Below are 24,265 nucleotides of genomic sequence, written 5' to 3' on the forward strand. Positions count from 1 at the left end.
GTCCTCAGAAGGCGTGGAGTGGCGGCGTCAGAAGCGCAGGCTGGCCTGCAGCCACAGGTAGTGGTCGTCGCGCAGGCCGTCGGCGTTCAGGCCGGCGGCGCTGCGGCCGGGGTTGTCGCCCAGCCGGTGCGCCCAGGCACCGCGCAGCGACCAGCGCTCGCCTTGCAGGTTCAGGCCGATACCAGCGCTTGACAGGTCGTACGCATTGCCCGACCACGGCATCACCGATCCCGCCCACGGATCGATGTGCTGGCGCACGTGGCCGTGATCGGCGAACAACAGCGCCTGCGCACGCACGTGCCTGGCGACGAGGAAATCGCGGCGCAGCTCGGCATTGACCAGCCAGCCGTTGTCGCCACTGCCTTCGCCGACCGCATGCCCGCGCACCCCGGACGGGCCGCCGAGCAGGAACTTCTCCGACGAATCCAGGTTCTTGCTGGCGAACTGGCCATTGGCACCCACGTACAGGCCCCAGTTGCTCAAGCCGCCCAGGCTCTGATTGCGCTCCACGCGCCAGACCAGCTTGTTGTAGCTGCCGCGGGTGCGCGCGCTCAGCCCGTCGGCGATGCGGTCGGCCGCGTTGTCCAGATCCACACGGCCGGCGACCCAGCCCAGGCTGGCGCCGAAGTAACCGCCGCCCCACCAACCGTCCCAGGCGTTGCCGCTGAGCATGGTGGTGAGCCGGTCCAGATTGCGCTCGCGCAGGACCTGGCCCAGCGCCTTGTCGACCAGCTCGCGACGCTCGGCGTCCATGCTGATCCACAGGCTGCGCTTGCGCGTGCGCAACAGCGGATAGCTGAGGCCGGCGCTGACGGTACGCGCGCTGCCGCGCAGGTCCAGCGGCTTGAACTCGGCGCCAACCGCGTAGTGCATCGACGAGGCGGCGACGTTGGCGCGCAGACCCGACGGGGTCAGGCCGATGGCGTAGTTCAGACCCAGCAGATCACTGCCGCTGCTGTGGCTGAGGTTCACGCCGAGCAGGTCCTCGTGCTCGAACGGCCGATTCACCGCGCCCCAGGCGCTGCTGCGCCACGCGCCGGTGTAGCGGTTGGCGAAGTTGTCCACGCTCGCGCCGCCGATCCACGCCGGCGCACTATCGGCACGGATCAGCAGGCGGCTGCTGCCGGGCTCGGCGCCCTTTTCCAGCGTCGCACGCGCGCTCACGCCTGGCACGTCGTTGATCAACAACAGCGCGCGCTCCAACTGGTCGTTGCGCACCGGCCCTTCGGGCAAGGCCGCATCGGCGATGCCGGGCGCGCGGGCGCGCAGCGCGGCATCGTCGGACAGCACCTGCACGCGGCCGGGCGCGTTCTGCAGACGCCCGATCATGATCGCGATCTCCAGCTCGCCGTTGCTCAGGTCCTGCCGCGGCAGATAGGCGCGCGCCAGCAGATAACCCTGCGCCTGCAGCGCGGCACTGACCCGCTGCGCCAGCGCCTGCAACTGCGCGTGGGTCAGCGACCTGCCCAGCGCATCGGCAACCACCGCCTGCAGCGCCTGCGTGTCGATCGCGCCCTCGGCTCCGCTGAAGCGGACGCGGTCGATGCGTGCGCTGAAGCCGCCATCCGGCGCATCGGGCAACGGCGCCTGCAGCAACGCGGCCGCATCGTCGGCCGGCGGCTGCAGCCGTTCCTGGCGCTGCTGCTGGTTGAGCAGCGAACCCGCGTCCGGCGGCGCCGTCTGCGCAAGAGCCAAACTGACAGCGAGTGGCAACGAGCCGAGGCCAAGAAGCTTGGCCAGCCGCGTGGTATTCATGCAATGTCCCCGTGTGGTGCGCAGAACGCGCCCTTGTTGATCGGCGCCATTCTGGAGATCACGAGGGTGTGAAAACTTACGAGTTCTGACACGCCCGCGTAACGTCAGAAGACCGCATACGCATCCCGCTCGCGCCGCAGAATTGCAGACCTTTTCGGCGGATTTTTGGCGCACTCGAACGGTCGGCGGCCGGCACGTCACCGTCATCAGCGGCGGAATTCTGACGCGCATCGCCGGCGCCACAGCGTGCGCGCACTCGATTGCGCAAGATCGCCATCGCACGCTCGCCTTACGGTGTGGCGCAGTCACTCCACGCGCACGGGCTCGGTCGTCAGGTAGCCGCGCGCGTGCTCGGTGCGGATCGGCAGTTCTTGGCGGCAGGCGTCGCGGCAGCGCCGACGCAGTCGGCTGATCAAGGTGTCGAGGCGACGCTGGTCGAAGGACATCCAGTCCCAGCCCAGCGCCTCGGCCACCTCGCGGCGCCCGGTCATCTCGCCGGCGCGCACGGCCAGCACCCGCAACAGCGCGAACTCGCGCGCGCTCAGTTCCAGACGCGCATCCTCCGGCGTGTACAGGCAGCATTCGCTGGCGACCAGACGCCAGCCGCGCGGCAGCCGTCGCAACAGTGCACGCACGTGCGCCGCCAGTTCCGCCAGGCGCACCGGCTTGACCAGGTAGTGGTCGGCCCCGTTCTCCAGGCCGTGGATGCGGTCCTCGCTGGCACCGCGCGCGGTCAACATGATGATGCCGATGCCCGGGGAGGCGCTGCGCAGGCGCTCCACGATCTCCAGGCCATCGGCATCGGGGAGCCCGCGATCGAGGATCACCACGTCGAAGCGCAGCCCGGCACTTGCGGCGAAGAAGGCCGCAGCCGAGCCAGCGGATACCACGCGGTGTCCGGCGCCGACCAGATAACTCTGCAGTTCCTCGCACAGATCCACTTCGTCTTCGAGCAGACCGATCAATGCCATGTCAGCGTACCTCCCCGGCGCGGCGGCAGCGCGCGACGCCATGTCGTGCGCCGCATGTGCGGTGCGTGCGCATGCTCACCGCCCCTCCGCGGCGACGGCCTGGGGCAGGCGCAGGCTGAAGGTCGCGCCGCGGCCGTCGCTGTCCAGGGTCAATTCGCCGCCCAATCGCAGGGCGATGCGCTTGACCAGGTACAGCCCCAGCCCCGCGCCGGCAGTGCCGCCGCTGCCGCTGCCGCGCGCGAACTTGCGGAAGATCCCGGTGTGCTCGTGCTGCGGAATGCCGGGACCCTGATCGGCGACGCCGAGGATCAGGGTCTGCGCCTGCGCCGTGGCCGTCAGCCGTACCGGTTGTCCCGGCCCGGAGTACTTCAGGGCGTTGCCCAACAGATTGTCCAGGGCGATCCGCAGCAGGCCGCGGTCGCAATCCACCCGCAGCGGCGCCTGCGCCAGTTCGGCCCGCACGCGCTCGCGTGACGGATCGAGCGCGTCCAGCACCTCGTCGATGAGCGCAGGCAACGCAAACACCTCGCGCTTGAGCGCGCCTTCGTCCGAGAGCACCTGTTCATCGTCGAGAAAACGTTCGATCAACTCGGACATGCGCTCCACCGATCGCTGGATCTTCTCGATGCGGCGGCGTCCTGCCGGCTGCAGCGCGGTCTCCGTGTCCTGCAGCATCTGGCCACTGGCATGGATGATCGACAAGGGCGTGCGGAACTCGTGCGACAGCAACGTCACGAATTCGCGCTGCTCCTCGCGCAGCCGCTGCTCGGCGACCAGTGCCTGCCGCAATTGCGTCTTGCTCTCGCGCAGGCGCTGCTCGGTGGCCTGACGCTGCACGATTTCCTCGGCCAGTTCGCGGGTGCGTTCGCGCACCTTGTGCTCCAGCGATGCCTCGGACTGCTGCGAGAGTTCCAGCGCCAGGGCCAATGCATCTTGGCGCTGCTTCTCCAGCGCGTAGAAGCGTTGCGCGAAACTGAAGGTCAGCAACAACAGGTGCAGGGTCAGGCCCACCGCCAGCGGCGCGCCATTGCGCAGCCACGGCGTGTTCGGCAGCAGGCCAAGGTTGATCAGGAAGCCGCGGAAGAATGCGATGTACAGCACCAGGAACGCCACCAGGTACAGCTTGGCCATGGCCTGGCCGCGCCAGCTCAGGTAAGCCGCCACCAGCAGCAGCAACGGTACGCTGACCAGGCTCAGCCCCTGCACGAACGGCATCACCGTGCCGAACCTGCCAAGCAGAAATCCGGTGCAGGCGACGCCGATCACCAGCCACACGAAGGTTTCGTAGGCGCGCGACAGCCGCGGGAAATGCGTGTGCAAAGCCATCAACCGCACGCTGAAGGACACGGCGATGGCCACGCTGAGCGCCAGCACCACGCCGAGTACGGTGTCGCCGCCATCGTGCGTGTCCAGACGAAAGAACGGGCCGACCAGGCCCCGGGTCTTGTACACGCTGTAGCCGCTGGTGGCGATGTAGGCGACATACCAGCGCACCGGCCCCACGCCGCTGCGTCGCCAGATGAAGGTGCCGGCCATGCACAGCGCGAGGATGAAGCCCAGGAAGATGCTGTCCTGGCTGGCGGACAAGGCCTCGTGGGCGAGCAGCGCCTGCGGCTCCCACAGCTTCAGCGCCACCGTCATCGCGTTGCGCTCGGTCAGGCGCAGGTAGACCTCCGGATAGCGTCCATCCGGCGCTTCCAACTGGAACACCGGCGTCCGCAGCAGGTAGGGGTACTCGCGCTGCGACACGTCCTCGCCGCGGCGCAGTTCGCGGAAGCCACCGCCCGGCTGCGGCACGTATAGACGCACGGTATCGGCCAGCGGCGCGTCCACCTGCAACATCAGCACCCGAGGCAGGCCGGTCATGCGATCCAGGCGCAGGCGCAGCCAGACCGCATCAGGGATGTAGCCGAGACTGAACTCCGGCGACGTCGGCTGCAGGTCGCCGCGCGCCGCCACCGCGTGCACGTCGAGCGTGCCGGCACGGTCGCGCAGCATCTGTACGTGCCCGTCCAGGGCAATGGAGCGGCGGCCCTGCTCGGAGACCGACTGGATCCCGCCGCACCCGCCAAGCAACAGGACGATCAGGAGCAACAGGGGCGTGAGCGTCGAGCGGCGGCGCATGAAGAACCCGGCGTTGTATCCGAACGTGTGCGTATGCAGGTGGCGGGCGTCACTGAAAGCACTGCGAGCGGCATCCCCATGCCGGCCCTGTGGCGGACACTACCCTGGCCGCTTCAAAATTCTACACAGGGAGACATGTAATGTGAAATTCATCAACCTATGACGTTGCGCAACACCTCGTTCCGTGCGTTCCGGCGCACGTCCCGTCTCCGAACACGCACGCACCCACGCCACGTACCGCAGCCAGTACCACGCCTGGCGCCCTGCTCGGACACCGCGCAGACGGCTCCAGCAGAGCACGCCGCGCACCATAACTTCTGGGAGCGGATGGGACGCTGGCCAAGCGCTGGCACAAGGTCGGGATCGCGCGGGCATGACGCATCGGCGCCACAGCGCCCGGCAGCGAGCAACGCATGCGTTCGCACGGCCGCAGGGCGGCGGAAGCGAAAGAGGAGAGAGGAGCCTGCGCAGATGGCGGACAGGACGCGGGCGATGCCAGACAGGATCGGCATGCACGGCGTGGGATGGCGCGCCCGGAGGGATTCGAACCCCCGACCAATGGCTTCGGAAGCCACTACTCTATCCGGCTGAGCTACGGGCGCAACGGACGCGCATTCTAACGGCATTCGTGGTCCGCGTCTCCCCCATTCGCACGGCCCGGCGACGGCGCGCGCGTCATGGGCATGCGGCCGCCGCCGTCCGCTCACCGGCACCTTGCGTCGACATGCGGCGCGGCGCGGCCGGCACGGCGGCCACCTCGCCGTGGACGCCTGGCGCCCGTCCGCGTCCTGCGGCGCTCGGCCAACCAACGCAGGACACGGCGCATCCACCTCCGCGACGCGCCGCCGGCACCACGCGGCTGCTACCCTTGCGCGATGGGTTACGAACGCTACGAAACGCCTGCCGCGCTGCCGCCGCGCGCACGCCTGGGCCAGTATTGGAAACTGCTGCGCGGCGACCGGCCGATCGGCGTGCTGCTGCTGCTGTGGCCGACCTGGTGGGCGCTATGGCTGGCCGCCGATGGGATACCGCCGCTGTGGACCTTGTTCGTGTTCACCGCCGGGGTGTGGCTGACCCGCTCGGCCGGCTGCGTGATCAACGACTACGCCGACCGCTGGCTGGACCCGCAGGTCGAGCGCACCCGCAGCCGGCCGCTGGCCACCGGCGCGGTCAGCGGCCGCGAAGCGCTGGCGGTGTTCGCGGTACTGATGCTGGTGGCGTTCGCGCTGGTGCTGACCATGAACGCGCTGACCATCGGCCTGAGCGTGGTCGGGCTGTTCCTGGCCGCCAGCTATCCCTACCTGAAGCGCTACACCTACCTGCCGCAGGTCTACCTGGGCATGGCCTTCGGCTGGGGCATTCCGATGGCCTTCGCCGCGGTGCGCGGCGAGGTGCCGGCGCTGGGCTGGCTGCTGTACGCGGTCAATATCCTGTGGGCCACCGCCTACGACACCTGGTATGCGATGGTCGACCGCGAGGACGACCTGCGCGCCGGCTCCAAGTCCACCGCCATCCTGTTCGGCGAACTCGACCTGGTCATCCAGGGCGTGCTGTACGCGCTGATGTTCGTCGCTCTCGCCTTCGTCGGGCATCGCGCGGACCTGGGCGTGTGGTACTGGGCCGGGCTGGGCGTGGCGGCGTTGCTGGTCGTCGTCGAATTCCGCATGGCCCGGCACCGCGAACGCGCGGCGTGCTTCCGCGCCTTCCTGCACAACAACTGGGTCGGCCTGGCGATCTTCGCCGGCATTGCCGCGGCGCTGGCACTGCGCGCCGGCTGACACCGACGCGGTTCGGCAGCCCGCTTCGGCGGCGCGCAAAAACGCCCTGGCCACAGGCCACGCGATAGCCACGGGTCCGCACGCGGTGCAGGCGCAGCCGGTGCAGCGCTCACGGCACCCGCGCCACCACCCAGGCATCGACCCGTTCGACGCCGGCACGGCGCAGTGCCTTTGCCGCGGCGTGGAGGGTCGCGCCGGTGGTCATCACGTCGTCGACCAGCGCCACGTGCGCCGGCAGCGCCGCCGAGGCCGGCACCGCGAACGCACCACGCAGGTTGCGCCGGCGTGCGCGCGCGTCCAGTTCGGATTGCGCCGCGGTCGCCCGCACCCGCTGCAATTCCAGGCACAGCGGCAGCTCCAGCGCGCGCGCCAGTGGCCGCGCCAGTTCCAGCGCCTGGTCGTAGCCGCGCTGGCGCAGCCGGGCCGGATGCAGCGGCACCGGCAGCAGCGCCTGCGGCCGCGGCAAGGCCGCGCAGCGTGCCTGCAGCAATGCGGAGAGCAGGCGCCCGGCGGCCAGGTCCTGATGGAACTTGAAGCGGCGCAACAGGCCATCGACCGGCGCGGCGTACACGCAGGCGCTGGCCACCCGCTCCAGCAACGGCGGCCGGCGTTGGCACGCGCCGCAGACCTGCTCGGCATCCAGCGCCGGCAACGGCAGCGCGCAGCGGCAGCAGGCCGCCGCATTCCAGGGCACATCGTCGCGACAGGCGGCACACAGGTCCAGGCCCGGCGCGCCGGGCTCCCCGCACACCAGGCAGCGTTCCGGCAGCAGGCGGCCCTGCAGCCAGCGCCAACCGCCGTCAACCAAACCAGCCATCGTGAAGTTGACACGACGTTGCATGCTTACCAGACTGCCCGCTTTCCCAGCCGCTGACCGTCAGGAAACCCCCATGTCCGCTGTCGTCCGACACGACTGGCAACGCCAGGAATTGCTCGCCCTGTTCGACCTGCCGTTCCCGGAACTGCTGCACCGCGCCGGCGCCGTGCACCGCGAACACTTCGATCCGGCGCAGGTGCAGGTGTCCACGCTGCTGTCGGTGAAGACCGGCGGTTGCCCGGAAGACTGCGCGTACTGCCCGCAGGCGCAGCGCTACGCCACCGGCGTGGAGGCGCAGAAGCTGATGAGCACCGAGGCGGTGCTGGACAAGGCGCGCCAGGCCAAGGCGGCCGGCGCCTCGCGGTTCTGCATGGGCGCGGCCTGGCGCTCGCCCAAGGACCGCGACATCCCGAAGGTGGCGGAGATGATCCGCGAGGTGAAGGCGCTGGGCCTGGAGACCTGCGCCACCCTGGGCATGCTCGACGGCACCCAGGCGCAGGCGCTGAAGTCCGCCGGGCTGGACTACTACAACCACAATCTGGACACCGCGCCGGATTTCTACGACTCGATCATCCACACCCGCCAGTACCAGGACCGCCTGGACACCCTGACCCACGTGCGCGACGCCGGCCTGAAGACCTGCTGCGGCGGCATCGTCGGCATGGGCGAGTCGCGCGACCAGCGCGCCGGCCTGCTGCAGGCGCTGGCCAACCTGCCGGTGCATCCGGACTCGGTGCCGATCAACCGCCTGGTGCAGGTCGCCGGCACCCCGCTGCACGGCACGGTCGAGCTGGATCCGTTCGAGTTCGTGCGCACGATCGCCGTCGCCCGCATCGCGATGCCGCGGGCGATGGTGCGGCTGTCGGCCGGGCGCGAGAGCATGAGCGACGAACTGCAGGCGCTGTGCTTCTGCGCCGGCGCCAACTCGATCTTCTACGGTGAGAAACTGCTGACCACCGGCAACCCGGACACCGAGCGCGACCAGGCGCTGTTCGCGCGGCTGGGGCTGCGGCCGATGCAGGTGATGGTGGATGCCGACGCGCACGACCATCCCGGCACCGTGCACGCGGACATCACCGCCCAGCCCACACCGGCGATCGCCGCCGCGCTGGTCTGAGCCTGGGGCGTCCGTCCGCCGATCCGGCCGTCCATCGCCGGCGGCGCCCGGCCCGGCCGGGGACGCGCTACGCTAGCCCGCCAGATGCCCGTCCCGCGCCCATGGCCCGTCCCGACCTGCACGACCGCATCCAGTCCGCGCGCGCCTTGCGCGAAGCGCAGGGGCGCCTGCGCGTGCGCCGCAGCGTCGGCCGCCGCGACGGCGTGCGCCTGGAAGTGGACGGCCGCTGGCTGACCGGCTTCTGCAGCAATGACTATCTGGGCCTGGCGCAGCAGTTCGAAGTGGTCGCCGCCCTGCAGGACGCCGCCGCGCGCGAGGGCGCCGGCGCCACCGCCTCGCACCTGGTGTGCGGCCACCACGCGCTGCACGAGACGCTGGAGCGCGAGATCGCCGACTGGCTCGGCTATCCGCAGGCGCTGCTGTTCGGCAGCGGCTTCATCGCCAACCTGGCGGTGCAGCAGGCGCTGCTGAGCGAGGAAGAGGACGTGTGCGTGCAGGACCGGCTCAACCACGCCAGCCTGCTCGACGCCAGCCGCCTGGCCGGCTGCCGCCTGCGTCGCTACCCGCACCTGGATGCCGAAGGCGCGATGCGCCAGCTCAAGCACGCCGCCGACGGCGCGGCGATGCTGGCCACCGATGGCGTGTTCAGCATGGACGGCGACGTCGCCCCGCTGCGCTCGCTGGCGCTGGTGGCGCGCACGCAACAGGCGCTGCTGTACGTGGACGACGCGCACGGCGTCGGCGTGGTCGGCCCGCAGGGGCGCGGCAGCGTCGCCGAGGCCGGGCTGGGTGTCGACGACGTTCCGCTGCAACTGGTGACCCTGGGCAAGGCACTGGGCGGCTACGGCGCCGCAGTGGTCGGCGATACCACGCTGATCCGGCATCTGGCCGAAACCGCGCGGCCGTATCTGTACACCACCGCGCTGCCGCCGGCGCAGGCCGCGGCCTCGCTGGCGGCGGTCAAGCTGGCGCGGCGCGACCAGTGGCGGCGCGAGCGGCTGGTCGAGCTGATCGCCCTGTTCCGCGGCGGCGCCCGCCGTCATGGCCTGGAGCTGATGGCCTCGGACACGCCGATCCAGCCGCTGCTGTGCGGCGAGGAGCGCACCGCACTGGCGTGGTCGGCGGCGCTGGAACAGGCCGGCTACCTGGTCTCGGCGATCCGCCCGCCGACCGTGCCGGAGGGCAAGTCGCGGCTGCGCGTGACCCTGTCGGCGCTGCACACGCCGGCGCAGGTGCAGGCGCTGCTGGACGCGCTGGCGCTGGCCCGCGATCGCGTGGCCGCGCACCCGCCCGGCGTGCCGGCGTGAGCGCGACCGGCCTCGCCGCGCGACGCGCGGTGTGGGACGCGCTGGCCGAGCTGTACCTGGACGATGCGGTCGACGCGCGGCATGCGCAGATCGCCGCGGTACTCGCCGCCTCGCCGTTCGCCACCGACGCGCTGTGGCAGATGCTGCGCGAGGACGTGCATCCGCGGCTGGCGCCGAACCTGCTGACCACGGCTGGCGCCTGGCAGGGCATCGACGGCGACTGGCTGAGCGCGGCGATCCAGCAGCGCCGTGGTGCGCATCGCGTGTCCGCCTGGCGCACCCGCGACTATCCGCGCCGACAGTGGCGCCTGCTGCTGCCGCAGGTGCTGGCGCAGCGCGCGGCGCACTGACGCGGCAGCCGACGCTGCCTTTCCTGTTCCTTCGCAACGACGGACGACGATGCATATCGACACCCTGGGGCAGGGCCCCGATCTGGTCCTGCTGCACGGCTGGGCGTTGAACGGCGGCATCTTCGCGCCCTTGGTCGAGCGCCTGTCGGCGCAGTACCGCCTGCACCTGGTGGACCTGCCCGGGCACGGCCACAGCCGCGGCGACGACACGCCGCTGGCGCTGCCGCACGTGGTCAGCGCGATCGCCGCGGCCACGCCGCCGGCCGTGTGGCTGGGCTGGTCGCTGGGCGGGCTGTTCGCGCTGCACGCCGCCGCCACGCAACCGCAGGTACGCGGGCTGGCGATGCTCGCGGCGACGCCGCGCTTCGTACGCGGCAGCGACTGGCCGCACGCGGTGGAGCCGCAGGTGTTCGAACAGTTCGGCCGCGATCTGGCCGAAGACTATCGCGGCACCCTCGAGCGCTTCCTGGCGCTGGATACGCTCGGCTCGGCGCACGCGCGCGCCGAACTGCGCACGCTGCGCGAGGCGCTCGACGCCCGCGGCGCGCCCGACCCGCACGTGCTGCAGGACGGCCTGACCCTGCTGGAACGCACCGACCTGCGCCGCGCCCTGCCCGGCCTGCGCGTGCCCAGCCTGTGGATCGGCGGCCAGCGCGACCGCCTGGTCCCACCCGCAGGCATGGAGGCCGCCGCGGCGCTGGCGCCGAACGCGCGCGCGCTAATCGTCGCCGGTGGCGGCCACGCCCCGTTCCTCGGCCATGCCGATACGGTCGCCGAGGCGCTGCGTGGATTTATGGCGACGCTGGACTAGCGGCGTCGCGCCGCGCGTTCCACGGTGCTGTCGTAGCAGCGGCTTCAGCCGCGACACGCCTGTTGCGTCGGGTCGCGGCTGAAGCCGCTCTACAAGCGCTTGCGTCGAGCCCGCCGGGTGCACTGTGGGTGGGACTTCAGTCCCGACGCATTGCGCCATCGGAAAGCGCACACCGTCTCGCGCGTCGCACGCTGCATGACAGTTGACTCCCACAAGGCATCACGCGACCCGCACCGACGTCAGAAAGACGCAAGCGGCTCCGCCGTGGGACTCAACTGTCGTGCCGCCGCGACAAGCGAAGCCGGAAGCCGACCGACACCCTCCGTCGTCGGGACTGAAGTCCCTCCCACAAGGATGCCGGCTATCCCTGTGGGAGCGACTTCAGTCGCGACGCATGGCAGCAAAACGCTGCGCAGCGAAGCCGCTCCTGCACCTGCCGTGCGTGCTCAATGTCCTCAACGTCGCGGCGTGAAGCTGGCCGCCACAGCGCCAATGTCCGATCATCGCGGTTCCTTCGAACGAGAGTGCAAGCATGGACCTGGGAATCGCCGGCAAGTGGGCGCTGGTCTGCGCCGCGAGCAAGGGGCTGGGACTGGGCTGCGCGCAGGCGCTGGCCCGCGAAGGCGTGCATGTGGTGATCGTGGCGCGCGGCCAGGCCGCGCTGGAGGCGGCCGCGGCGCAGCTGCGCGCGGTCGATGGCGGTGGCGAGGTGGTCGCGGTGGCGGCGGACATCGCCACCGAGGCCGGCCGCGCCGCCGCATTGGCCGCCTGCCCGCAGGTCGACATCCTGATCAACAACGCAGGCGGACCGCCGCCGGGCGATTTCCGCGACTGGGAACGCGAGGACTGGCTGCGCGCGCTCGACGCCAACATGCTGGCGCCGATCGCGTTGATCCGCGCCACCGTCGATGCGATGCAGGCGCGCGGCTTCGGCCGCATCGTCAACATCACCTCGGCCGCGGTGAAGGCGCCGATCGACAGCCTGGGGCTGTCCAACGGCGCGCGCGCCGGCCTCACCGGCTTCGTCGCCGGGCTGGCGCGGCGCACGGTGGCGCACAACGTGACCATCAACAACCTGCTGCCCGGGCAGTTCGACACCGACCGGCTGCGCGGCAACATCGCCCACGCCGCGCAGCGCGAGGGCATCGATCCCGCCGACCTGGCCGAACGCAAGCGCCGGCAGATTCCGGCCGGGCGCTTCGGCACCGCGGAAGAGTTCGGCGCGGCCTGCGCCTTCCTGTGCAGCGCGCAGGCCGGCTACCTGAGCGGGCAGAACCTGCTGCTGGATGGCGGCAGCTATCCGGGGACGTTCTGAGAAGCCGGGAGTGGGGATTGGGGAGTCGGGATTCGTAAGCCGAGATTGGCGACGCGTGCGCAGAACGCGGTGATGCAGGTGGCGCTGCTGGCCGCGGCGCGACGCGGGCGGCGATAATGCGCGGATGGATCCTTCCGCGTTCGACTCCCAGCACATCCGCCGCGCCTTCGCGCGTGCCGCCGCCAGTTACGATGCCGCCGCGGCGCTGCAGCGCGAGGTGCAGGGGCGCCTGCTGGAATCGCTGGACTACCTCGGCGACCGCGTCCCGCAGGTGGTGCTGGACGTGGGCAGCGGTCCGGCGCATGCCGCCGCGGCGATGAAGAAGCGCTGGCCGCGCGCGCAGGTGATCGCGCTCGACCAGGCGCTGCCGATGCTGCAGCAGGCCAAGCGTCAGGCCGGCTGGTGGAAGCCGTTCGGCCGCGTCTGCGCCGATGCGCGCGCGCTGCCGCTGGCCGAGCACAGCGTCGATGTGATCTTCAGCAATCTGTGCCTGCAGTGGGTCGAGGATCTGCCGGCGGTGTTCGCCGGATTCCGCCGCGTGCTGCGTCCCGGCGGCCTGCTGCTGTGTTCCAGCTTCGGCCCGGACACCCTGATCGAACTGCGCGAGGCCTTCGCCCAGGCCGACCGGACCACGCCGCACGTGAGCCGCTTCGCGCCGATCGCGCAGTTCGGCGATGCGCTGATGCTGTCGGGCTTCCGCGATCCGGTGCTGGACCGCGACGTGTTCAACCTGACCTATCCGGACCTTGCCGCGCTGATGCGCGAACTGCGCGCGATCGGCGCCACCAACGCGCTGCAGGCGCGCCGCCACACCCTCACCGGCCGCGGCCGCTTCGCCGCCGCCAGCGCCGCCTACGAGCCGCTGCGCGGCGCCGACGGCACCCTGCCCAGCACGTGGGAAGTGATCTACGCGCACGCCTGGGCGCCGCCGCCGGGCGCGCCGATCCGCGAGGGCGGCGGCGAGATCGCCGCGGTGCCGCTGTCAGCGATCCCGATCCGCCGCCGCGGCGACTGAGCCAGGCAGCACCCGGAACAGCACCCGACCCTGGTAGGGCATCCCCAACGCTTGCGCCTGTGCGCCCTGCGCGGCGATGCGCGCGGCGACCTGCGCCCAGGCCTCCTGCTTGCACACCCACACCCGCCCGGCGCGCGGTTGCCGCAACACCGTGAGCAGATCGGCGTCGTATTCGGGACCGAAACGCGGCGCGGCGCGCACTGGGTCCAGGCGGATCTTGCGTACCTGCGCGCCCAGCTCCAGGCGCAGGCCGTAGCGCGCCATGTCCTCGACGAACACCACCTCGCGCACCGGCGCATCGGCACGCTGCGCGATCGCCTGCGCCCAGGCGCCGGCATCCTTGTGCGTGGGCAGCAGCGCCACGGCCAGTTCGAGCGCCAGCAGCAATCCGCACCAGCCCAGCAGCCACGGCCAGCGCCACGGCGCCCGGCCCTCCTGCGCGCGCTGCCACGCCGCCAGCAATGCCAGCGGCACGAACAGCGGCAGCACGTACAGCGGCAGCCGTGAGCGCGATAGGCACAACACCAGCAGCGGCAGCAGCAGCCACAGGGTCAGCAACAGCGGCGCGGCCTGCTGCAGGCGCAACGCCGGATCGCGCCACCACTGCCGCAGTTGCCGCGGCAATTGCCAGGCCCAACGCGCCAGCGCCGGCGTCCACGGCAGCGTGCCCAGGACCAGGATCGGCGCATACGCCACCGCCCAGCCGTACCACTGCGCGTTGCGCCCGAACGCATCGCTGGCCACGCGCTTGACCACCTCGTCGCCGACGAAGTACTGCAGCAATCCCGGATGGCCGTGGATCACCGCCAGGTACCAGGGCAGCGCCAGCACCACGAACAGGACGATGCCGGAGAGCTGCAGCGCGCGCCGCGGCGGCCCGGGCGTCACCGCGTTGAACAGCAGTAGCGCCGGCAGCGGCAGCAGGCCAGGCGGGCCCTTGGTCATGAACGCAAGGGCGAAGCCGGCCCACATCGCCGCGATCCAGCGCTTGCCCTGTCCGGGCGGATGCGCCCGCGCTTCGACGAAGGCCCACACCGCCAGGGTCTCGCAGGCGGCGAGCAGGAAGTCGGTGGAAATCCATTGCGCCGCGCCGAACGGGGCCAGCATGGTCGCGTACAGCAGCGCCGCCTGCGCCGGCAGCTCAGGGCGTTCGGGAAACAGCCGCGCGGCCAGGCGCCACACCAGCAGCACGCACAGCAGGTAGGACAGCGCCGATGGCAACCGCGCCGCCCAGGGCGACGGCCCGAACGCGGCGACGCTGGCGGCGATCGCCCAGTAGGTCAACGGCGGCTTGGTCCAGTGCGCCACGTCCTCGCTGCGCCGGGGCGTGAGCCAGTCGCCGCTGTGCAGCATGTTCAGCGCGACATTGGAGTAACGGCCCTCGTCGGCATCCCAGATGCCGCGGGCGCCCAGCAGGGCCAGCGCGAGCGTGCAGGCCAGCAGCGCCACCGCGACGGCCGGGGAACGAAGCAGCGCGCGCATCGGCAGTCCTCTCGGTCGACGCGGCGACCATAGTCACCGCGCCTGCGGCCGCAGATGACGGCCGGCGGACAGTTTTGCGACAGCGCGAGCGCGCCGGCCTCAGGCCGGCGCGTGGCTCAGGCAGAGACCTGCGCGATCCAGTCTTCCAGGTTGTAGTAGTTGCTCACCCGGGCGATCCTGCCGTCGCGGATGTCGAAGAACGCCCCGCCCGGCAGCACGTAGCGCTGGCCGCGCGCCTCCGGCAGGCCGGTGTCGGTGTGGTGGTATTCGCCATGCACCACGTACTCGGCGGCGGCGCGGCGGCCGTCCTGCGCGGCCAGCACCACGATGTCGTGCAACTGCTCGCGGTAGCTGGCGTTCATGCGCTGCAGGAAGGCGGCGAAGACCTCCTTGCCGGTCTCGCGCGCGCCCTGGTTGAGATCGTGGGCGACATCGTCGGTGAGCATGCCCAGCATGCCGTCCCAGTCGCCGCGGTTGAACGCGGCGTAATAGGCCTGCACCAGGGCGATGGCCTGGTCCTGCGCAGGAACTCCGTGGTTGCTCATGGCTGCCTCCCTCGGGCCGTGGAAAGGCCCATCATACGGCGCGGCACAGCCCTGCGGCGGGCAGCCACCGGCGGCGGCGATGGAGGCACTGGACCTTCTGCAGCCGCAAGCGCCAACGGGGTCGGACACAGCGCGCCAGGCCCGCGATCTTTCGCGACTCGGGACGGCACTGCCACGGGGGGGCACCAAGGCTGCGCGCGCGCTGCGTGGGCGCGCTCCATCGGCCGCGCAGTGCGCGCCTGTTTTGGGCGCCGCCCCATGGGAGCGCCTCCGATGCGACGGCAAACTCGCTTGCACATCCCTCGCAGTCGACACACCCGGCGCTGCGCAACCAATCGGAGGAGTGTGCATGTCTCGCACTGTGGTCCTGTCGCTGTCGCTGTCGCTGCTGCTCGCTGGCTGCTCGTCTGTCCGCTCACCGCCCCAGACTCCAGCCACTGCGGCACCATCGCCCCCGACACTCCTGGACCGCGGCAGTTACGACGTATCGGTGCAAACGCCCTCCCTGGCGCAAAACGAACGCATCCGTTTCCTCGTCCTGCATTACACCGCGCTCAATGACGCCCGTTCACTGAAGGTGCTGTCAGGCCCGGATGTCAGCGCCCATTACCTGGTGCCGGCGCGCCCGGCGCTGGTGGATGGAAAGCCGGTCGTCCTGCAACTGGTGGCCGAACAGAAACGGGCGTGGCACGCTGGCGTGAGCGCCTGGAATGGCCGCAGCAATCTGAACGATACGTCCATCGGTGTGGAGATCGTCAATCTCGGCTTTGCACAGGGCAAGGCCGGCAATCGGCAGTGGTACGCCTTCGCGCCGGAGCAAGTCGCCGCGCTGGTGCCGCTGCTCAACGACCTCATCACCCGCTATGGCATCGCACCGCAGAACGTGCTCGGCCACAGCGACGTGGCGCCCCTGCGCAAGTACGATCCAGGTCCGCTGTTCCCCTGGGAAATGCTCGCCCGGCACGGCATCGGCGCATGGCCGGACCAGGCGAACGTGCGCCGCTACCTGGCCGGGCGCGATCCCAATGCGCCCGGCGATGTACTCGCGCTGCAGCGGGCGCTCAAGCGTTATGGGTACAACGAGGTGAGTGTCGACGGGCGTTGGAGCGGAAAACTGCAACGCATCGTCGCCGCGTTCCAGATGCACTTCAGGCCACGCAAGACCAGCGGCATCATCGACGCTGAAACCGAGAGCATCGCCAACGCCCTGGTCGTCCAGTACGTCGACCCGGCATGGTGAGCGCGCGGGCTCGCATCCGCGGGTCGGCGCGCGCAACGCCAAGACATGCAGGAACCGCGCGCGTGCGACGACCGCGATCCAACGAAGCGCCTGCACGCCGATGACCGTCAGGTCGTGACGGGAGCGCTGCTGTAGCGTCGTCGCCTGCAGCGGCCTCGACCCGGCATCGCCGCTGGTTCGACGGATTCACCCTCGATCTCCGCCGGGATCCCTGCTCGTCCGCCGAGACGCACAGCGGCCCTGCTCCGCGATGTGCGCCCTTGCACGGCCGTGATCGCGCCCGGCCAGAGCGGCTGCATGACATGCGCGGCCCGCATGGGCCGCGCGCCGGCCTCGCCATCACCTCGTGTACGCGACCGTTGCGGTGGCGATTGATTCGGGTGCGCTCGGCAGCGGCCGGCGCCAGGGAATGCGCCGTTGCGTACCGCACCCCGCAGGTTCAGGCGCCGGGGACCACCAGGTCGCGATGGAAGAAGTACAGCTCTTGCAGCAGGAAGCGCCAGCGGGTCTGGAAGCTGCGGAAACGGCTGCTCGGGGTCGACGACGCCAGGGCGTCGATCTGCAGTTCCTGGCACAGCCGCAGCGCCCGTGCCATGTGCAGCGGATCGCTGACCACGATCACCCGGTGCAGGCCGTGTTCGCGCATCAGCCGCCGCGCCTCGATCAGGTTCTGCCGGGTGGTGCGCGACACCGTCTCGATCAGGATCGCGTCGGCCGGCACGTCGTGGCGCAGCGCGTAGCGCCGGGCCACCTGCGACTCGGCGAAGCGCGCGCCGTTGCCGAAGCCGCCGGTGAAGATCAGGGTCGGCGCGTAGCCGCGCTGGTACAGGTCCAGGCCGTGGCGTATGCGCTCCTCGAACACCGGCGACGGCTTGGCGTCGTAGGCCGCGGCGCCGAGCACGATGATCGCGTCGGCCGGCGCCGCCTGGTCGCGGTCGCCGACCCAGACGATGTAGATCGCCACGCCCAGCAGCCACAGCCCCAGCAGCGCCGCCAGGCGCACCAGCCAGCGCAGCCAGCGGAAGCCGCCCCGCGCGCTCATGCCGCGCCCCATGGCAAGGCGTCCAGGTCGACGTTGCCGCCGGACAGGATCACCCCCACCCGGCGCCCGGCGAAACGCGCCGGCTGCGCCAGCACCGCCGCCAGGGCGATCGCCGAGGACGGCTCCACCACCTGCTTGAGCACCTGCCACAGCAGCCGCATCGCCGCCACGGTCGCCGCGTCCTCCACCACCAGCACCTCGGCCTGGCCGTGCAGCAGGGCGAAGTTGGGTTCGCCGAGGGTGCCGCGCAGGCCGTCGCAGAGCGTGTCCGGGACCATGTCCAGGCGGCGCTCGCCGGCCGCCAGCGAGCGCGCAGTGTCGGCGGCGCCGGCCGGCTCGGCCAGCAGCAACTGCGCCTGCGGCGCCCGCGCCGACAGCGCCAGGCGGCTGCCCGCGGCCAGGCCGCCGCCGCCGACCGGCACCACCAGCATGTCCAGCCCGCCGCTGGCGTCCAACAGTTCCAGCGCGGCGGTGCCCTGCCCGGCGATCACCGCCGGATCGGCATAGGGATGCACCAGGGTCGCGCCGGTATCGCGCTGCACCTGGGCGCACAGCGCCTCGCGCGCGGCGATGCTCGGCGCGCAACGCCACAGCGTGGCGCCGTGGCGGGCGATGTTGGCGAGCTTGACGGCGACCGCCCCCTCCGGCACCACCACATGGCAGCCGATGCCGCGGGTGCGCGCGGCCAGGGCCAGCGCCGCGCCATGGTTGCCGGAGGAATGGGTGACCACCCCGCAGGCCGCCTGCGCCGGGTCCAGCGCCCACACCGCGTTGCAGGCACCGCGGAACTTGAACGCGCCACCGCGCTGCAGGTGTTCGGCCTTGAAGTACAGCTGCGCGCCGGTGGCGGCATCCAGCGCCCGCGAACGCAGCACCGGGGTTGGCCGCGCGTGCGCGGCAATGCGTGCGGCGGCCGCCAGGACGTCGCCGAACTCGGGCAGAAAACGTGAGACCATGCGCGAAAGGGTAGCGTATCGTCGCCAACGTGCAGCGCCCGCGACCCGCGCCGGTTCGCCGTCGTTGCGCGCAACTTAAGCGTTCAAGTGCAGCCGATGAAGTTAAGGGGGGATTCAATGCCACGGACCGAACCTGTCAGCCAGCCTGCTGGAGGGCAAACGCCATGAAACTGCGCCTGATCTGCGCCGCTGGACTGCTGGCCGCACTGGGCGGCTGCGCCACCTACGATTACGCCGGAGGCGGCGAGGGTGGCTACTACCGTGGCGCCCCGTCGGTCGAATACCGCTACCCGGCCGGCTACTCCGAGTACTACTCGCCCTACGGCGCGGTGCCCTACTACGGTTACGGCCCGTCCTATTACGGCTACTACGGGTACGGCGTGCCCTATTACTACTACCGTGGCTACGATGGCCCGCGCCACCGCCCGCCACCGCGTCCGCGGCCGGACGACGGCGGCTCGCGGCCGCCGTCGCCGCCGCCCAGCGTGGGTGGTCGGGTACCGACGCCGTGGCGCGACATGGACCGCCTGCGGCGTCCGGACGCGCTCAATTCGGCACCGCGGCCGCAATCGATGCAGCCGGCCCTGCCGGCGATGCAGCGGCCCGAGGGCATGCAGCGCCCGCCGGCGCCGCGCCCCGGCAATATGGGTCGCAGCAATGGGACACGTCGCACACTCGAACCCTAAGAAAGGGCTTGCGTTCGCCTGTCCCAGCACGCACTCTACGTCCTACGGGGTGACCGCCTGCGTCGCTTTATGACCCGAAGGGGTCGACCCCACCGTCTATGTCGATGTCCGACAGGGAAATCTGGATCCCCCCTGTTCCGGCCCTGTCGGGCGTCGGCGCCTCACAACGAAAAGCCCCGGTCCGCCGGGGCTTTTCGCGTTGGGGCCTTGCCATTGCTGGGGTGGCGCCGGCGACCGGCGAAAAACGGGCATAAAAAAGGGCCGGTAGTCCCCCGACTACCGGCCCCCAGCTCCCCCAACGTGCGCGTGACTGGCCCCTGTTCCAATTCCAGTCATACGCCCCTGACGCATTGCCACGTTGGGTGCAGTGGGAATATCTGCAGATTGCGTGCCAACTTGAGGCCCGGATCTGCAATTTGTGATGCAACCGCTAAAATTCCTGTTCACACCCTGGGCGACGTCCCGTGTCGCCCCCTGCCGCCGGCCCCGCGCCGGCCGACGAGACCCCGATGAGCGATTCCTTCTACCGCCATGACGTGATCGTGATCGGCGGCGGCCATGCCGGCACCGAGGCGGCGCTGGCGTCCGCGCGTGCCGGCGCGCGCACCCTGCTGCTGACCCACAACGTGGAGACGGTGGGGGCGATGAGCTGCAACCCGGCGATCGGTGGCATCGGCAAGGGCCACCTGGTCAAGGAGATCGACGCGCTGGGCGGGGCGATGGCCCACGCCGCGGATCTGGCCGGCATCCAGTGGCGGACCCTCAATGCCTCCAAGGGCCCGGCGGTGCGCGCGACCCGCTGCCAGGCCGACCGCAGCCTGTACCGCAGCGCGATCCGGCGCCTGGTCGAGGCGCAGCCGAACCTGACCGTGTTCCAGGCCGCGGTGGACGACCTGGTGATGGACGGCGAGCGCGTGCGCGGCGTGCTGACCCAGACCGGGCTGCGCTTCGAGGCCGCGGCGGTGGTGCTGACCGCCGGCACCTTCCTGGCCGGCAAGATCCACATCGGCCAGACCCAGTACGCCGGCGGCCGCGCCGGCGATCCGCCGGCCACCGCGCTGGCGCAGGCGCTGCGCGACGGCCGCTTCGGCGTGGACCGGCTCAAGACCGGCACCCCGCCGCGCATCGACGGGCGCAGCCTGGACTATGCGGCGATGGAGGAACAGCCCGGCGACGATCCGCTGCCGGTGATGTCGTTCCTGGGCGAGGTGGCGCAGCATCCGCGCCAGGTCTCGTGCTGGATCACCCACACCACCGAGCGCACCCACGCCATCATCCGCGGCGCGCTGGACCGCTCGCCGCTGTACACCGGCCAGATCGAGGGCATCGGCCCGCGCTACTGCCCCTCGATCGAGGACAAGGTGGTGCGCTTCGCCGAGAAGGCCAGCCACCAGATCTTCGTCGAGCCGGAAGGCCTGGACGTGGTCGAGATCTACCCCAACGGCATCTCCACCTCGCTGCCGTTCGACGTGCAGCTGGAGCTGGTGCGCTCGATCCGCGGCTTCGAGCGCGCGCACATCACCCGCCCCGGCTACGCCATCGAGTACGACTTCTTCGACCCGCGCGGACTCAAGGCCTCGCTGGAGACCAAGGCCATGCCCGGGCTGTTCTTCGCCGGCCAGATCAACGGCACCACCGGCTACGAGGAAGCCGCCGCGCAGGGCCTGATCGCCGGCCTCAACGCTGCGCGCCAGGTGCGCGGGCTGGAGCCGTGGTCGCCGCGCCGCGACCAGGCCTACATCGGCGTGCTGATCGACGACCTGATCACCCACGGCACCAGCGAGCCGTACCGCATGTTCACCAGCCGCGCCGAGTACCGGCTGCAGCTGCGCGAGGACAACGCCGACGCGCGCCTGACCGGCATCGGCCACGAGCTGGGCATCGTCGACGAGACGCGCTGGGCGCGGTTCCAGGCCAAGCAGGAGGCGGTGGCGCGCGAGAACGAGCGCCTGCGTGCGCTGTGGGCGACGCCGGGCAACGCGCTGGGCCGCGAGGTCGCGGCGACGCTGGGCGTGGCGGTGAGCCGCGAGACCACCGTGCTGGACCTGATCAAGCGCCCGGAGCTGGACTACGCCGCGCTGATGCGGGTGCCGTCGCTGGGCCCGGGCGTGGCCGACGCGCAGGTGGCCGAACAGGTGGAGATCGGCATCAAGTACGCCGGCTACCTGGACCGCCAGCGCGAGGAGATCGCGCGCCAGCAGCGCCACGAGGACACCCCGATCCCGGCCGCGTTCGACTACGCGCAGGTGCGCGGGCTGTCGGCCGAAGTGCAGCAGAAGCTCGAGCGCGTGCGCCCGCAGACCGTGGGCCAGGCGCAGCGCATCCCCGGCATGACCCCGGCGGCGATCTCGCTGCTGCTGGTGCACCTGGAACGCGCGCGCCGCAGCCGGGTGGCGTGATCGGTCGCGAACGCGCATCGCGCGCAGCCCCCCCACGCAGGAGCGGCTTCAGCCGCGACCTGGGCGTGTCGGCAATGCCCCTTCGCGGCTGAAGCCGCTCCTTGTTTTTCCCTTCTCCCCTCGGGAGAAGGTGCCCCGAAGGGGCGGATGAGGGTACGGATGGTGCACTAAGGTCCGGAGGCGGCGCTGCGCTCCCGGACCCTCACCCCAACCCCTCTCCCGGGGGGAGAGGGGCTTTGACTACGGAAGCCGACGCATCCGCGCGACTGGCACATGGTTCCAGACGAAGCAGCGCGTGCCAGCGCCGGCGGCGATTGCCGGAAGGGGGGACGCGCTGCGGTTGGACTCACTCTTGCGCGGCCACCGGCAGCAGCCGCTGGCGCAGCAGCAGCGCGGCCAGGTCCAGGGTTTCGCCGGCCACGCGCATCACCCTGCCCATGTTGATGAAGCCGTGGATCATGCCGGGGTGGACGCGCACCAGGGTTTCCACACCCGCCTCGCGCAGGCGCTGCGCATAGTGCAGGCCTTCGTCGTGCAGCGCGTCGCGCTCGGCCAGCACCACCAGCGCCGGGGCGACGCCGGCCACGTCCGGCGCCACCACCGGGGAGATGCGCCAGTCCGATGCCAGCGACGGGTCCGGCAGCAGCTGGCGGTCGAAGTAGCGCATCGCCGCTTCGGTCAGCGGCGGGATGCCGGCGTTGTGCACGCGCGAGGGAAAGGGATTGTCCGGGCGCACGTCGGTCAGCGGATAGATCAGGATCTGACAGCGCAGGGCGATGCCGGCATCGCGCGCAGCCAGCGCCGCGCTCGCCGCCAGGGCGCCGCCCATGCTGTCGCCGGCGATGGCCAGGCGCTGCGGATCGGCACCGACCTCACCCGGGTGCGCGGCCAGCCAGTGCACTACCGCGATCACGTCCTCGATGCCGGCCGGCGCCGGATGCTCTGGCGCCAGCCGGTAGTCCACCGCCAGCACCTGGCAGCCGGCGCGTGCGGCCAGTTGCCGGCACACGTCGTCGTGCGAATCGAGGTCGCCGACCACGCCACCGCCGCCATGCGCGTAGAGGCAGGTCGGCGCCGGGCCCGCGTCGAGGCCGTGCGGGCGGTACAGGCGCAGCGGAATCGGGGCGGCCGGACCCGGCGCCTGCAGGTCGCGGACCTCGGCCATCTCCACGCGTGGGAAACCGAATTGCGCGGCGACGCCGCGCATCATCGCCCGCGCCTGGGGCAAGGGCAGTTCCTCCATCGGCGGCTGCCCGGACTGCTGGGCCTGGGCGAAGAAACGCACGACGTCTGGATCGAAATACATGGGTGGCCCTCCCGGGGCGGCTGCGCAAGCGGCGTCGGGCGGATTGTTATGCTCGATAACCATTTCCGCAAATAAGCGAACCGGAACGCCGATGCGCGGTAGCCGACGGGTCAGCGGCAGGCGGCCGATCGTCATGGCACGGATGCGCGTGCAATGCAGGCGCGGCGAGGCATTGCGCAGCTTGGAGCACGCGCTGGCGACGGACGCGCACGCGGTGCCGCCACATTGCGGCGCAGCATGGACTTGCGCGCCGCATGCCGGAACGCGGCTCAGTCGTCCTGCGCGGCGGCTTCGCGGCCCTGCTGGCGGATGATGGCTTCCTGCCGCGCGTCCTCGATCGAGGCGCGCACCGCGCGCACGTCGGCGCGACGGGTGTCGAAGGTGAAGCGGCCGGTGAGCACGCTGTCCGGGCGCAACGTGCCCTTCTCGTACAGCGCCCACATCTCCTCGCCGTAGTGGGTGGCGTTGAGCTCGGGCGCGAAGCGGCCCAGGCAGTCGCGCAGGTTGTGCACGTCGCGCAGCAGCATGCTGCGGGCGGCGTTGTTGCCGGCGGCGCTGACCACCTGCGGGAAGTCGATCACCACCGGACCATCGGCGGCGACCAGCACGTTGTATTCGGACAGGTCGCCGTGCACCAGGCCCAGGCACAGCATCTTCACCACGTCGCCGACCAGCTGCGTGTGGAAGGCGCGCGCCTGCTCCGGTTCCAGTTCCACCTCGCCCAGGCGTGGCGCGCTCTGCCCGTCGGCGTCGGTGACCAGGTCCATCAGCAGCACGCCGTGGAAGTAGCCGCGCGGCTGCGGCACGTGCACGCCGGCGTCCACCAGCTGGTACAGGGTGTTGGCCTCGGTGTCCTTCCACGCGGCTTCCTGCTCGCGGCGGCCGAACTTGCTGGCCTTGCCGATCGCCCGCGCCTGGCGGCTGCCGCGCACCTTGCGCCCTTCCTGGTACTGCACGCGCGCCTGGAAGCTGCGCTGCGCCATGTCCTTGTAGACCTTGGCGCAGAGCACGTCGTCGCCGGCCTGGACTACGTAGACCGCAGCCTCCTTGCCGCTCTTGAGCGGGCGCAGCACGCCGTCGATGACGCCATCGTCGATCAGCGGCTGCAGGCTCGGGGGAATCTTCATCGGGTGCGGCGTACCTGGAGTGAGTCGCCGCGATTATGGCCCAAGGCTGGCGTGGTGCCCGGCGTGCCGGAGCGGCGTCGACCGTGTCGCCAACGCGCCAAAGATACGTACGGAGCGGCTTG

The 24,265-nt window shown here is 71.1% G+C and carries 20 protein-coding genes and 1 tRNA gene; 10 read left to right on the forward strand and 11 right to left on the reverse strand.

Features of this window, described 5'->3' with window-relative positions; all coding sequences use genetic code 11:
- Window positions 1-27: 27 nt before the first annotated feature.
- The 4 genes from SLW52_RS06560 to SLW52_RS06575 form a co-directional block, all read right to left on the reverse strand.
- Window positions 28-1,755: a ShlB/FhaC/HecB family hemolysin secretion/activation protein gene (locus SLW52_RS06560; RefSeq protein WP_320739782.1), complete on the reverse strand. Its 1,728-nt coding sequence runs from the start codon at window positions 1,753-1,755 to the stop codon at window positions 28-30.
- A gap of 305 nt (window positions 1,756-2,060) precedes the next feature.
- Window positions 2,061-2,726: a response regulator transcription factor gene (locus SLW52_RS06565; protein WP_295915336.1), complete on the reverse strand. Its 666-nt coding sequence runs from the start codon at window positions 2,724-2,726 to the stop codon at window positions 2,061-2,063.
- Window positions 2,727-2,801: 75 nt separating this feature from the next.
- Window positions 2,802-4,820, reverse strand: a complete 2,019-nt coding sequence (locus SLW52_RS06570; protein ID WP_320739783.1) for a sensor histidine kinase — start codon at window positions 4,818-4,820, stop codon at window positions 2,802-2,804.
- A 555-nt stretch (window positions 4,821-5,375) separates the two neighbouring features.
- A tRNA-Arg gene (locus SLW52_RS06575) sits at window positions 5,376-5,452 on the reverse strand.
- 273 nt (window positions 5,453-5,725) lie between these two features.
- Here SLW52_RS06575 and ubiA point away from each other — a divergent pair.
- Window positions 5,726-6,628 (forward strand): 4-hydroxybenzoate octaprenyltransferase, encoded by a 903-nt coding sequence (gene ubiA / locus SLW52_RS06580; protein WP_017909533.1) that lies wholly within the window; start codon window positions 5,726-5,728, stop codon window positions 6,626-6,628.
- Window positions 6,629-6,737: 109 nt separating this feature from the next.
- Here ubiA and SLW52_RS06585 read toward each other — a convergent pair whose 3' ends face one another.
- Window positions 6,738-7,445: a ComF family protein gene (locus tag SLW52_RS06585; RefSeq protein ID WP_320739785.1), complete on the reverse strand. Its 708-nt coding sequence runs from the start codon at window positions 7,443-7,445 to the stop codon at window positions 6,738-6,740.
- Window positions 7,446-7,518: 73 nt separating this feature from the next.
- On the opposite strand from SLW52_RS06585, the gene bioB reads away from it, so the two are divergent.
- The 6 genes from bioB (at window position 7,519) to bioC (ending at window position 13,360) form a co-directional block, all read left to right on the forward strand.
- Window positions 7,519-8,562 (forward strand): biotin synthase BioB, encoded by a 1,044-nt coding sequence (gene bioB, locus SLW52_RS06590; protein ID WP_267085568.1) that lies wholly within the window; start codon window positions 7,519-7,521, stop codon window positions 8,560-8,562.
- A 101-nt stretch (window positions 8,563-8,663) separates the two neighbouring features.
- On the forward strand, window positions 8,664-9,869 hold the full coding sequence (gene bioF / locus SLW52_RS06595; RefSeq protein ID WP_267085567.1) for an 8-amino-7-oxononanoate synthase: 1,206 nt from the start codon (window positions 8,664-8,666) through the stop codon (window positions 9,867-9,869).
- Window positions 9,866-10,219 carry a hypothetical protein gene (locus SLW52_RS06600; RefSeq protein WP_320739786.1) on the forward strand — a complete coding sequence of 118 codons (354 nt, stop codon included), beginning with the start codon at window positions 9,866-9,868 and terminating at the stop codon, window positions 10,217-10,219. Before bioF ends, SLW52_RS06600 begins: the two co-directional genes overlap by 4 nt.
- A gap of 49 nt (window positions 10,220-10,268) precedes the next feature.
- Window positions 10,269-11,030, forward strand: coding sequence for a pimeloyl-ACP methyl ester esterase BioH (gene bioH / locus SLW52_RS06605; protein ID WP_017916789.1), 762 nt, complete (start codon window positions 10,269-10,271; stop codon window positions 11,028-11,030).
- A 532-nt stretch (window positions 11,031-11,562) separates the two neighbouring features.
- Entirely contained in the window at window positions 11,563-12,345 is a 783-nt protein-coding gene (locus SLW52_RS06610) for an SDR family oxidoreductase (RefSeq protein WP_320739788.1), read from the forward strand.
- Window positions 12,346-12,469: 124 nt separating this feature from the next.
- The gene (gene bioC, locus SLW52_RS06615; RefSeq protein ID WP_043094308.1) at window positions 12,470-13,360 is read left to right on the forward strand and encodes a malonyl-ACP O-methyltransferase BioC; all 891 of its coding nucleotides are present in this window, start codon (window positions 12,470-12,472) and stop codon (window positions 13,358-13,360) included.
- On the opposite strand, the gene SLW52_RS06620 is transcribed toward bioC, so the two are convergent.
- Both SLW52_RS06620 and SLW52_RS06625 read right to left on the reverse strand, forming a co-directional pair.
- Complete coding sequence (locus SLW52_RS06620) at window positions 13,328-14,842, reverse strand: glycosyltransferase family 39 protein (RefSeq protein WP_267101572.1); 1,515 nt, start codon at window positions 14,840-14,842, stop codon at window positions 13,328-13,330. The two genes, bioC and SLW52_RS06620, sit on opposite strands and share 33 nt — an antisense overlap.
- Before the next feature lie 116 nt (window positions 14,843-14,958).
- Window positions 14,959-15,387, reverse strand: coding sequence for a ketosteroid isomerase-related protein (locus tag SLW52_RS06625; protein WP_017914487.1), 429 nt, complete (start codon window positions 15,385-15,387; stop codon window positions 14,959-14,961).
- Window positions 15,388-15,736: 349 nt separating this feature from the next.
- On the opposite strand from SLW52_RS06625, the gene SLW52_RS06630 reads away from it, so the two are divergent.
- The gene (locus SLW52_RS06630) at window positions 15,737-16,627 is read left to right on the forward strand and encodes an N-acetylmuramoyl-L-alanine amidase (protein ID WP_320739790.1); all 891 of its coding nucleotides are present in this window, start codon (window positions 15,737-15,739) and stop codon (window positions 16,625-16,627) included.
- Window positions 16,628-17,066: 439 nt separating this feature from the next.
- Here the strand turns inward: SLW52_RS06630 and SLW52_RS06635 are convergent, their stop codons facing one another.
- Together SLW52_RS06635 and SLW52_RS06640 are read right to left on the reverse strand one after the other, a co-directional pair.
- Entirely contained in the window at window positions 17,067-17,681 is a 615-nt protein-coding gene (locus tag SLW52_RS06635) for a YdcF family protein (RefSeq protein WP_017916239.1), read from the reverse strand.
- Window positions 17,666-18,625: a pyridoxal-phosphate dependent enzyme gene (locus tag SLW52_RS06640; protein WP_320739791.1), complete on the reverse strand. Its 960-nt coding sequence runs from the start codon at window positions 18,623-18,625 to the stop codon at window positions 17,666-17,668. The genes SLW52_RS06635 and SLW52_RS06640 overlap by 16 nt, the downstream gene beginning before the upstream one ends.
- 164 nt (window positions 18,626-18,789) lie before the next feature.
- On the opposite strand from SLW52_RS06640, the gene SLW52_RS06645 reads away from it, so the two are divergent.
- Entirely contained in the window at window positions 18,790-19,311 is a 522-nt protein-coding gene (locus tag SLW52_RS06645; protein WP_320739792.1) for a hypothetical protein, read from the forward strand.
- A 509-nt stretch (window positions 19,312-19,820) separates the two neighbouring features.
- A complete protein-coding gene (gene mnmG / locus SLW52_RS06650; RefSeq protein ID WP_267100444.1) occupies window positions 19,821-21,710 on the forward strand; it encodes a tRNA uridine-5-carboxymethylaminomethyl(34) synthesis enzyme MnmG in 1,890 nt (629 codons plus the stop codon).
- A 346-nt stretch (window positions 21,711-22,056) separates the two neighbouring features.
- On the opposite strand, the gene SLW52_RS06655 is transcribed toward mnmG, so the two are convergent.
- A complete protein-coding gene (locus tag SLW52_RS06655; protein ID WP_320739793.1) occupies window positions 22,057-23,016 on the reverse strand; it encodes an alpha/beta hydrolase in 960 nt (319 codons plus the stop codon).
- A gap of 269 nt (window positions 23,017-23,285) precedes the next feature.
- On the reverse strand, window positions 23,286-24,143 hold the full coding sequence (locus SLW52_RS06660) for a PA4780 family RIO1-like protein kinase (protein ID WP_043094294.1): 858 nt from the start codon (window positions 24,141-24,143) through the stop codon (window positions 23,286-23,288).
- Window positions 24,144-24,265 lie beyond the last annotated feature (122 nt).

This window comes from Xanthomonas sp. LF02-5 (assembly GCF_034105325.1).
Classification (GTDB): Bacteria; Pseudomonadota; Gammaproteobacteria; order Xanthomonadales; family Xanthomonadaceae; genus Xanthomonas_A; species Xanthomonas_A sontii.

Bases quoted from the DNA above. Each gene is read 5' to 3' on its own strand.
- SLW52_RS06560 (WP_320739782.1), bottom strand. From the start codon at position 1,755: ATGAATACCACGCGGCTGGCCAAGCTTCTTGGCCTCGGCTCGTTGCCA.
- SLW52_RS06565 (WP_295915336.1), bottom strand. From the start codon at position 2,726: ATGGCATTGATCGGTCTGCTCGAAGACGAAGTGGATCTGTGCGAGGAA.
- ubiA (WP_017909533.1), top strand. From the start codon at position 5,726: ATGGGTTACGAACGCTACGAAACGCCTGCCGCGCTGCCGCCGCGCGCA.
- SLW52_RS06585 (WP_320739785.1), bottom strand. From the start codon at position 7,445: ATGGCTGGTTTGGTTGACGGCGGTTGGCGCTGGCTGCAGGGCCGCCTG.
- bioB (WP_267085568.1), top strand. From the start codon at position 7,519: ATGTCCGCTGTCGTCCGACACGACTGGCAACGCCAGGAATTGCTCGCC.
- bioF (WP_267085567.1), top strand. From the start codon at position 8,664: ATGGCCCGTCCCGACCTGCACGACCGCATCCAGTCCGCGCGCGCCTTG.
- bioH (WP_017916789.1), top strand. From the start codon at position 10,269: ATGCATATCGACACCCTGGGGCAGGGCCCCGATCTGGTCCTGCTGCAC.
- SLW52_RS06610 (WP_320739788.1), top strand. From the start codon at position 11,563: ATGGACCTGGGAATCGCCGGCAAGTGGGCGCTGGTCTGCGCCGCGAGC.
- bioC (WP_043094308.1), top strand. From the start codon at position 12,470: ATGGATCCTTCCGCGTTCGACTCCCAGCACATCCGCCGCGCCTTCGCG.
- SLW52_RS06620 (WP_267101572.1), bottom strand. From the start codon at position 14,842: ATGCGCGCGCTGCTTCGTTCCCCGGCCGTCGCGGTGGCGCTGCTGGCC.
- SLW52_RS06625 (WP_017914487.1), bottom strand. From the start codon at position 15,387: ATGAGCAACCACGGAGTTCCTGCGCAGGACCAGGCCATCGCCCTGGTG.
- SLW52_RS06630 (WP_320739790.1), top strand. From the start codon at position 15,737: ATGTCTCGCACTGTGGTCCTGTCGCTGTCGCTGTCGCTGCTGCTCGCT.
- SLW52_RS06635 (WP_017916239.1), bottom strand. From the start codon at position 17,681: ATGGGGCGCGGCATGAGCGCGCGGGGCGGCTTCCGCTGGCTGCGCTGG.
- SLW52_RS06640 (WP_320739791.1), bottom strand. From the start codon at position 18,625: ATGGTCTCACGTTTTCTGCCCGAGTTCGGCGACGTCCTGGCGGCCGCC.
- SLW52_RS06645 (WP_320739792.1), top strand. From the start codon at position 18,790: ATGAAACTGCGCCTGATCTGCGCCGCTGGACTGCTGGCCGCACTGGGC.
- mnmG (WP_267100444.1), top strand. From the start codon at position 19,821: ATGAGCGATTCCTTCTACCGCCATGACGTGATCGTGATCGGCGGCGGC.
- SLW52_RS06655 (WP_320739793.1), bottom strand. From the start codon at position 23,016: ATGTATTTCGATCCAGACGTCGTGCGTTTCTTCGCCCAGGCCCAGCAG.
- SLW52_RS06660 (WP_043094294.1), bottom strand. From the start codon at position 24,143: ATGAAGATTCCCCCGAGCCTGCAGCCGCTGATCGACGATGGCGTCATC.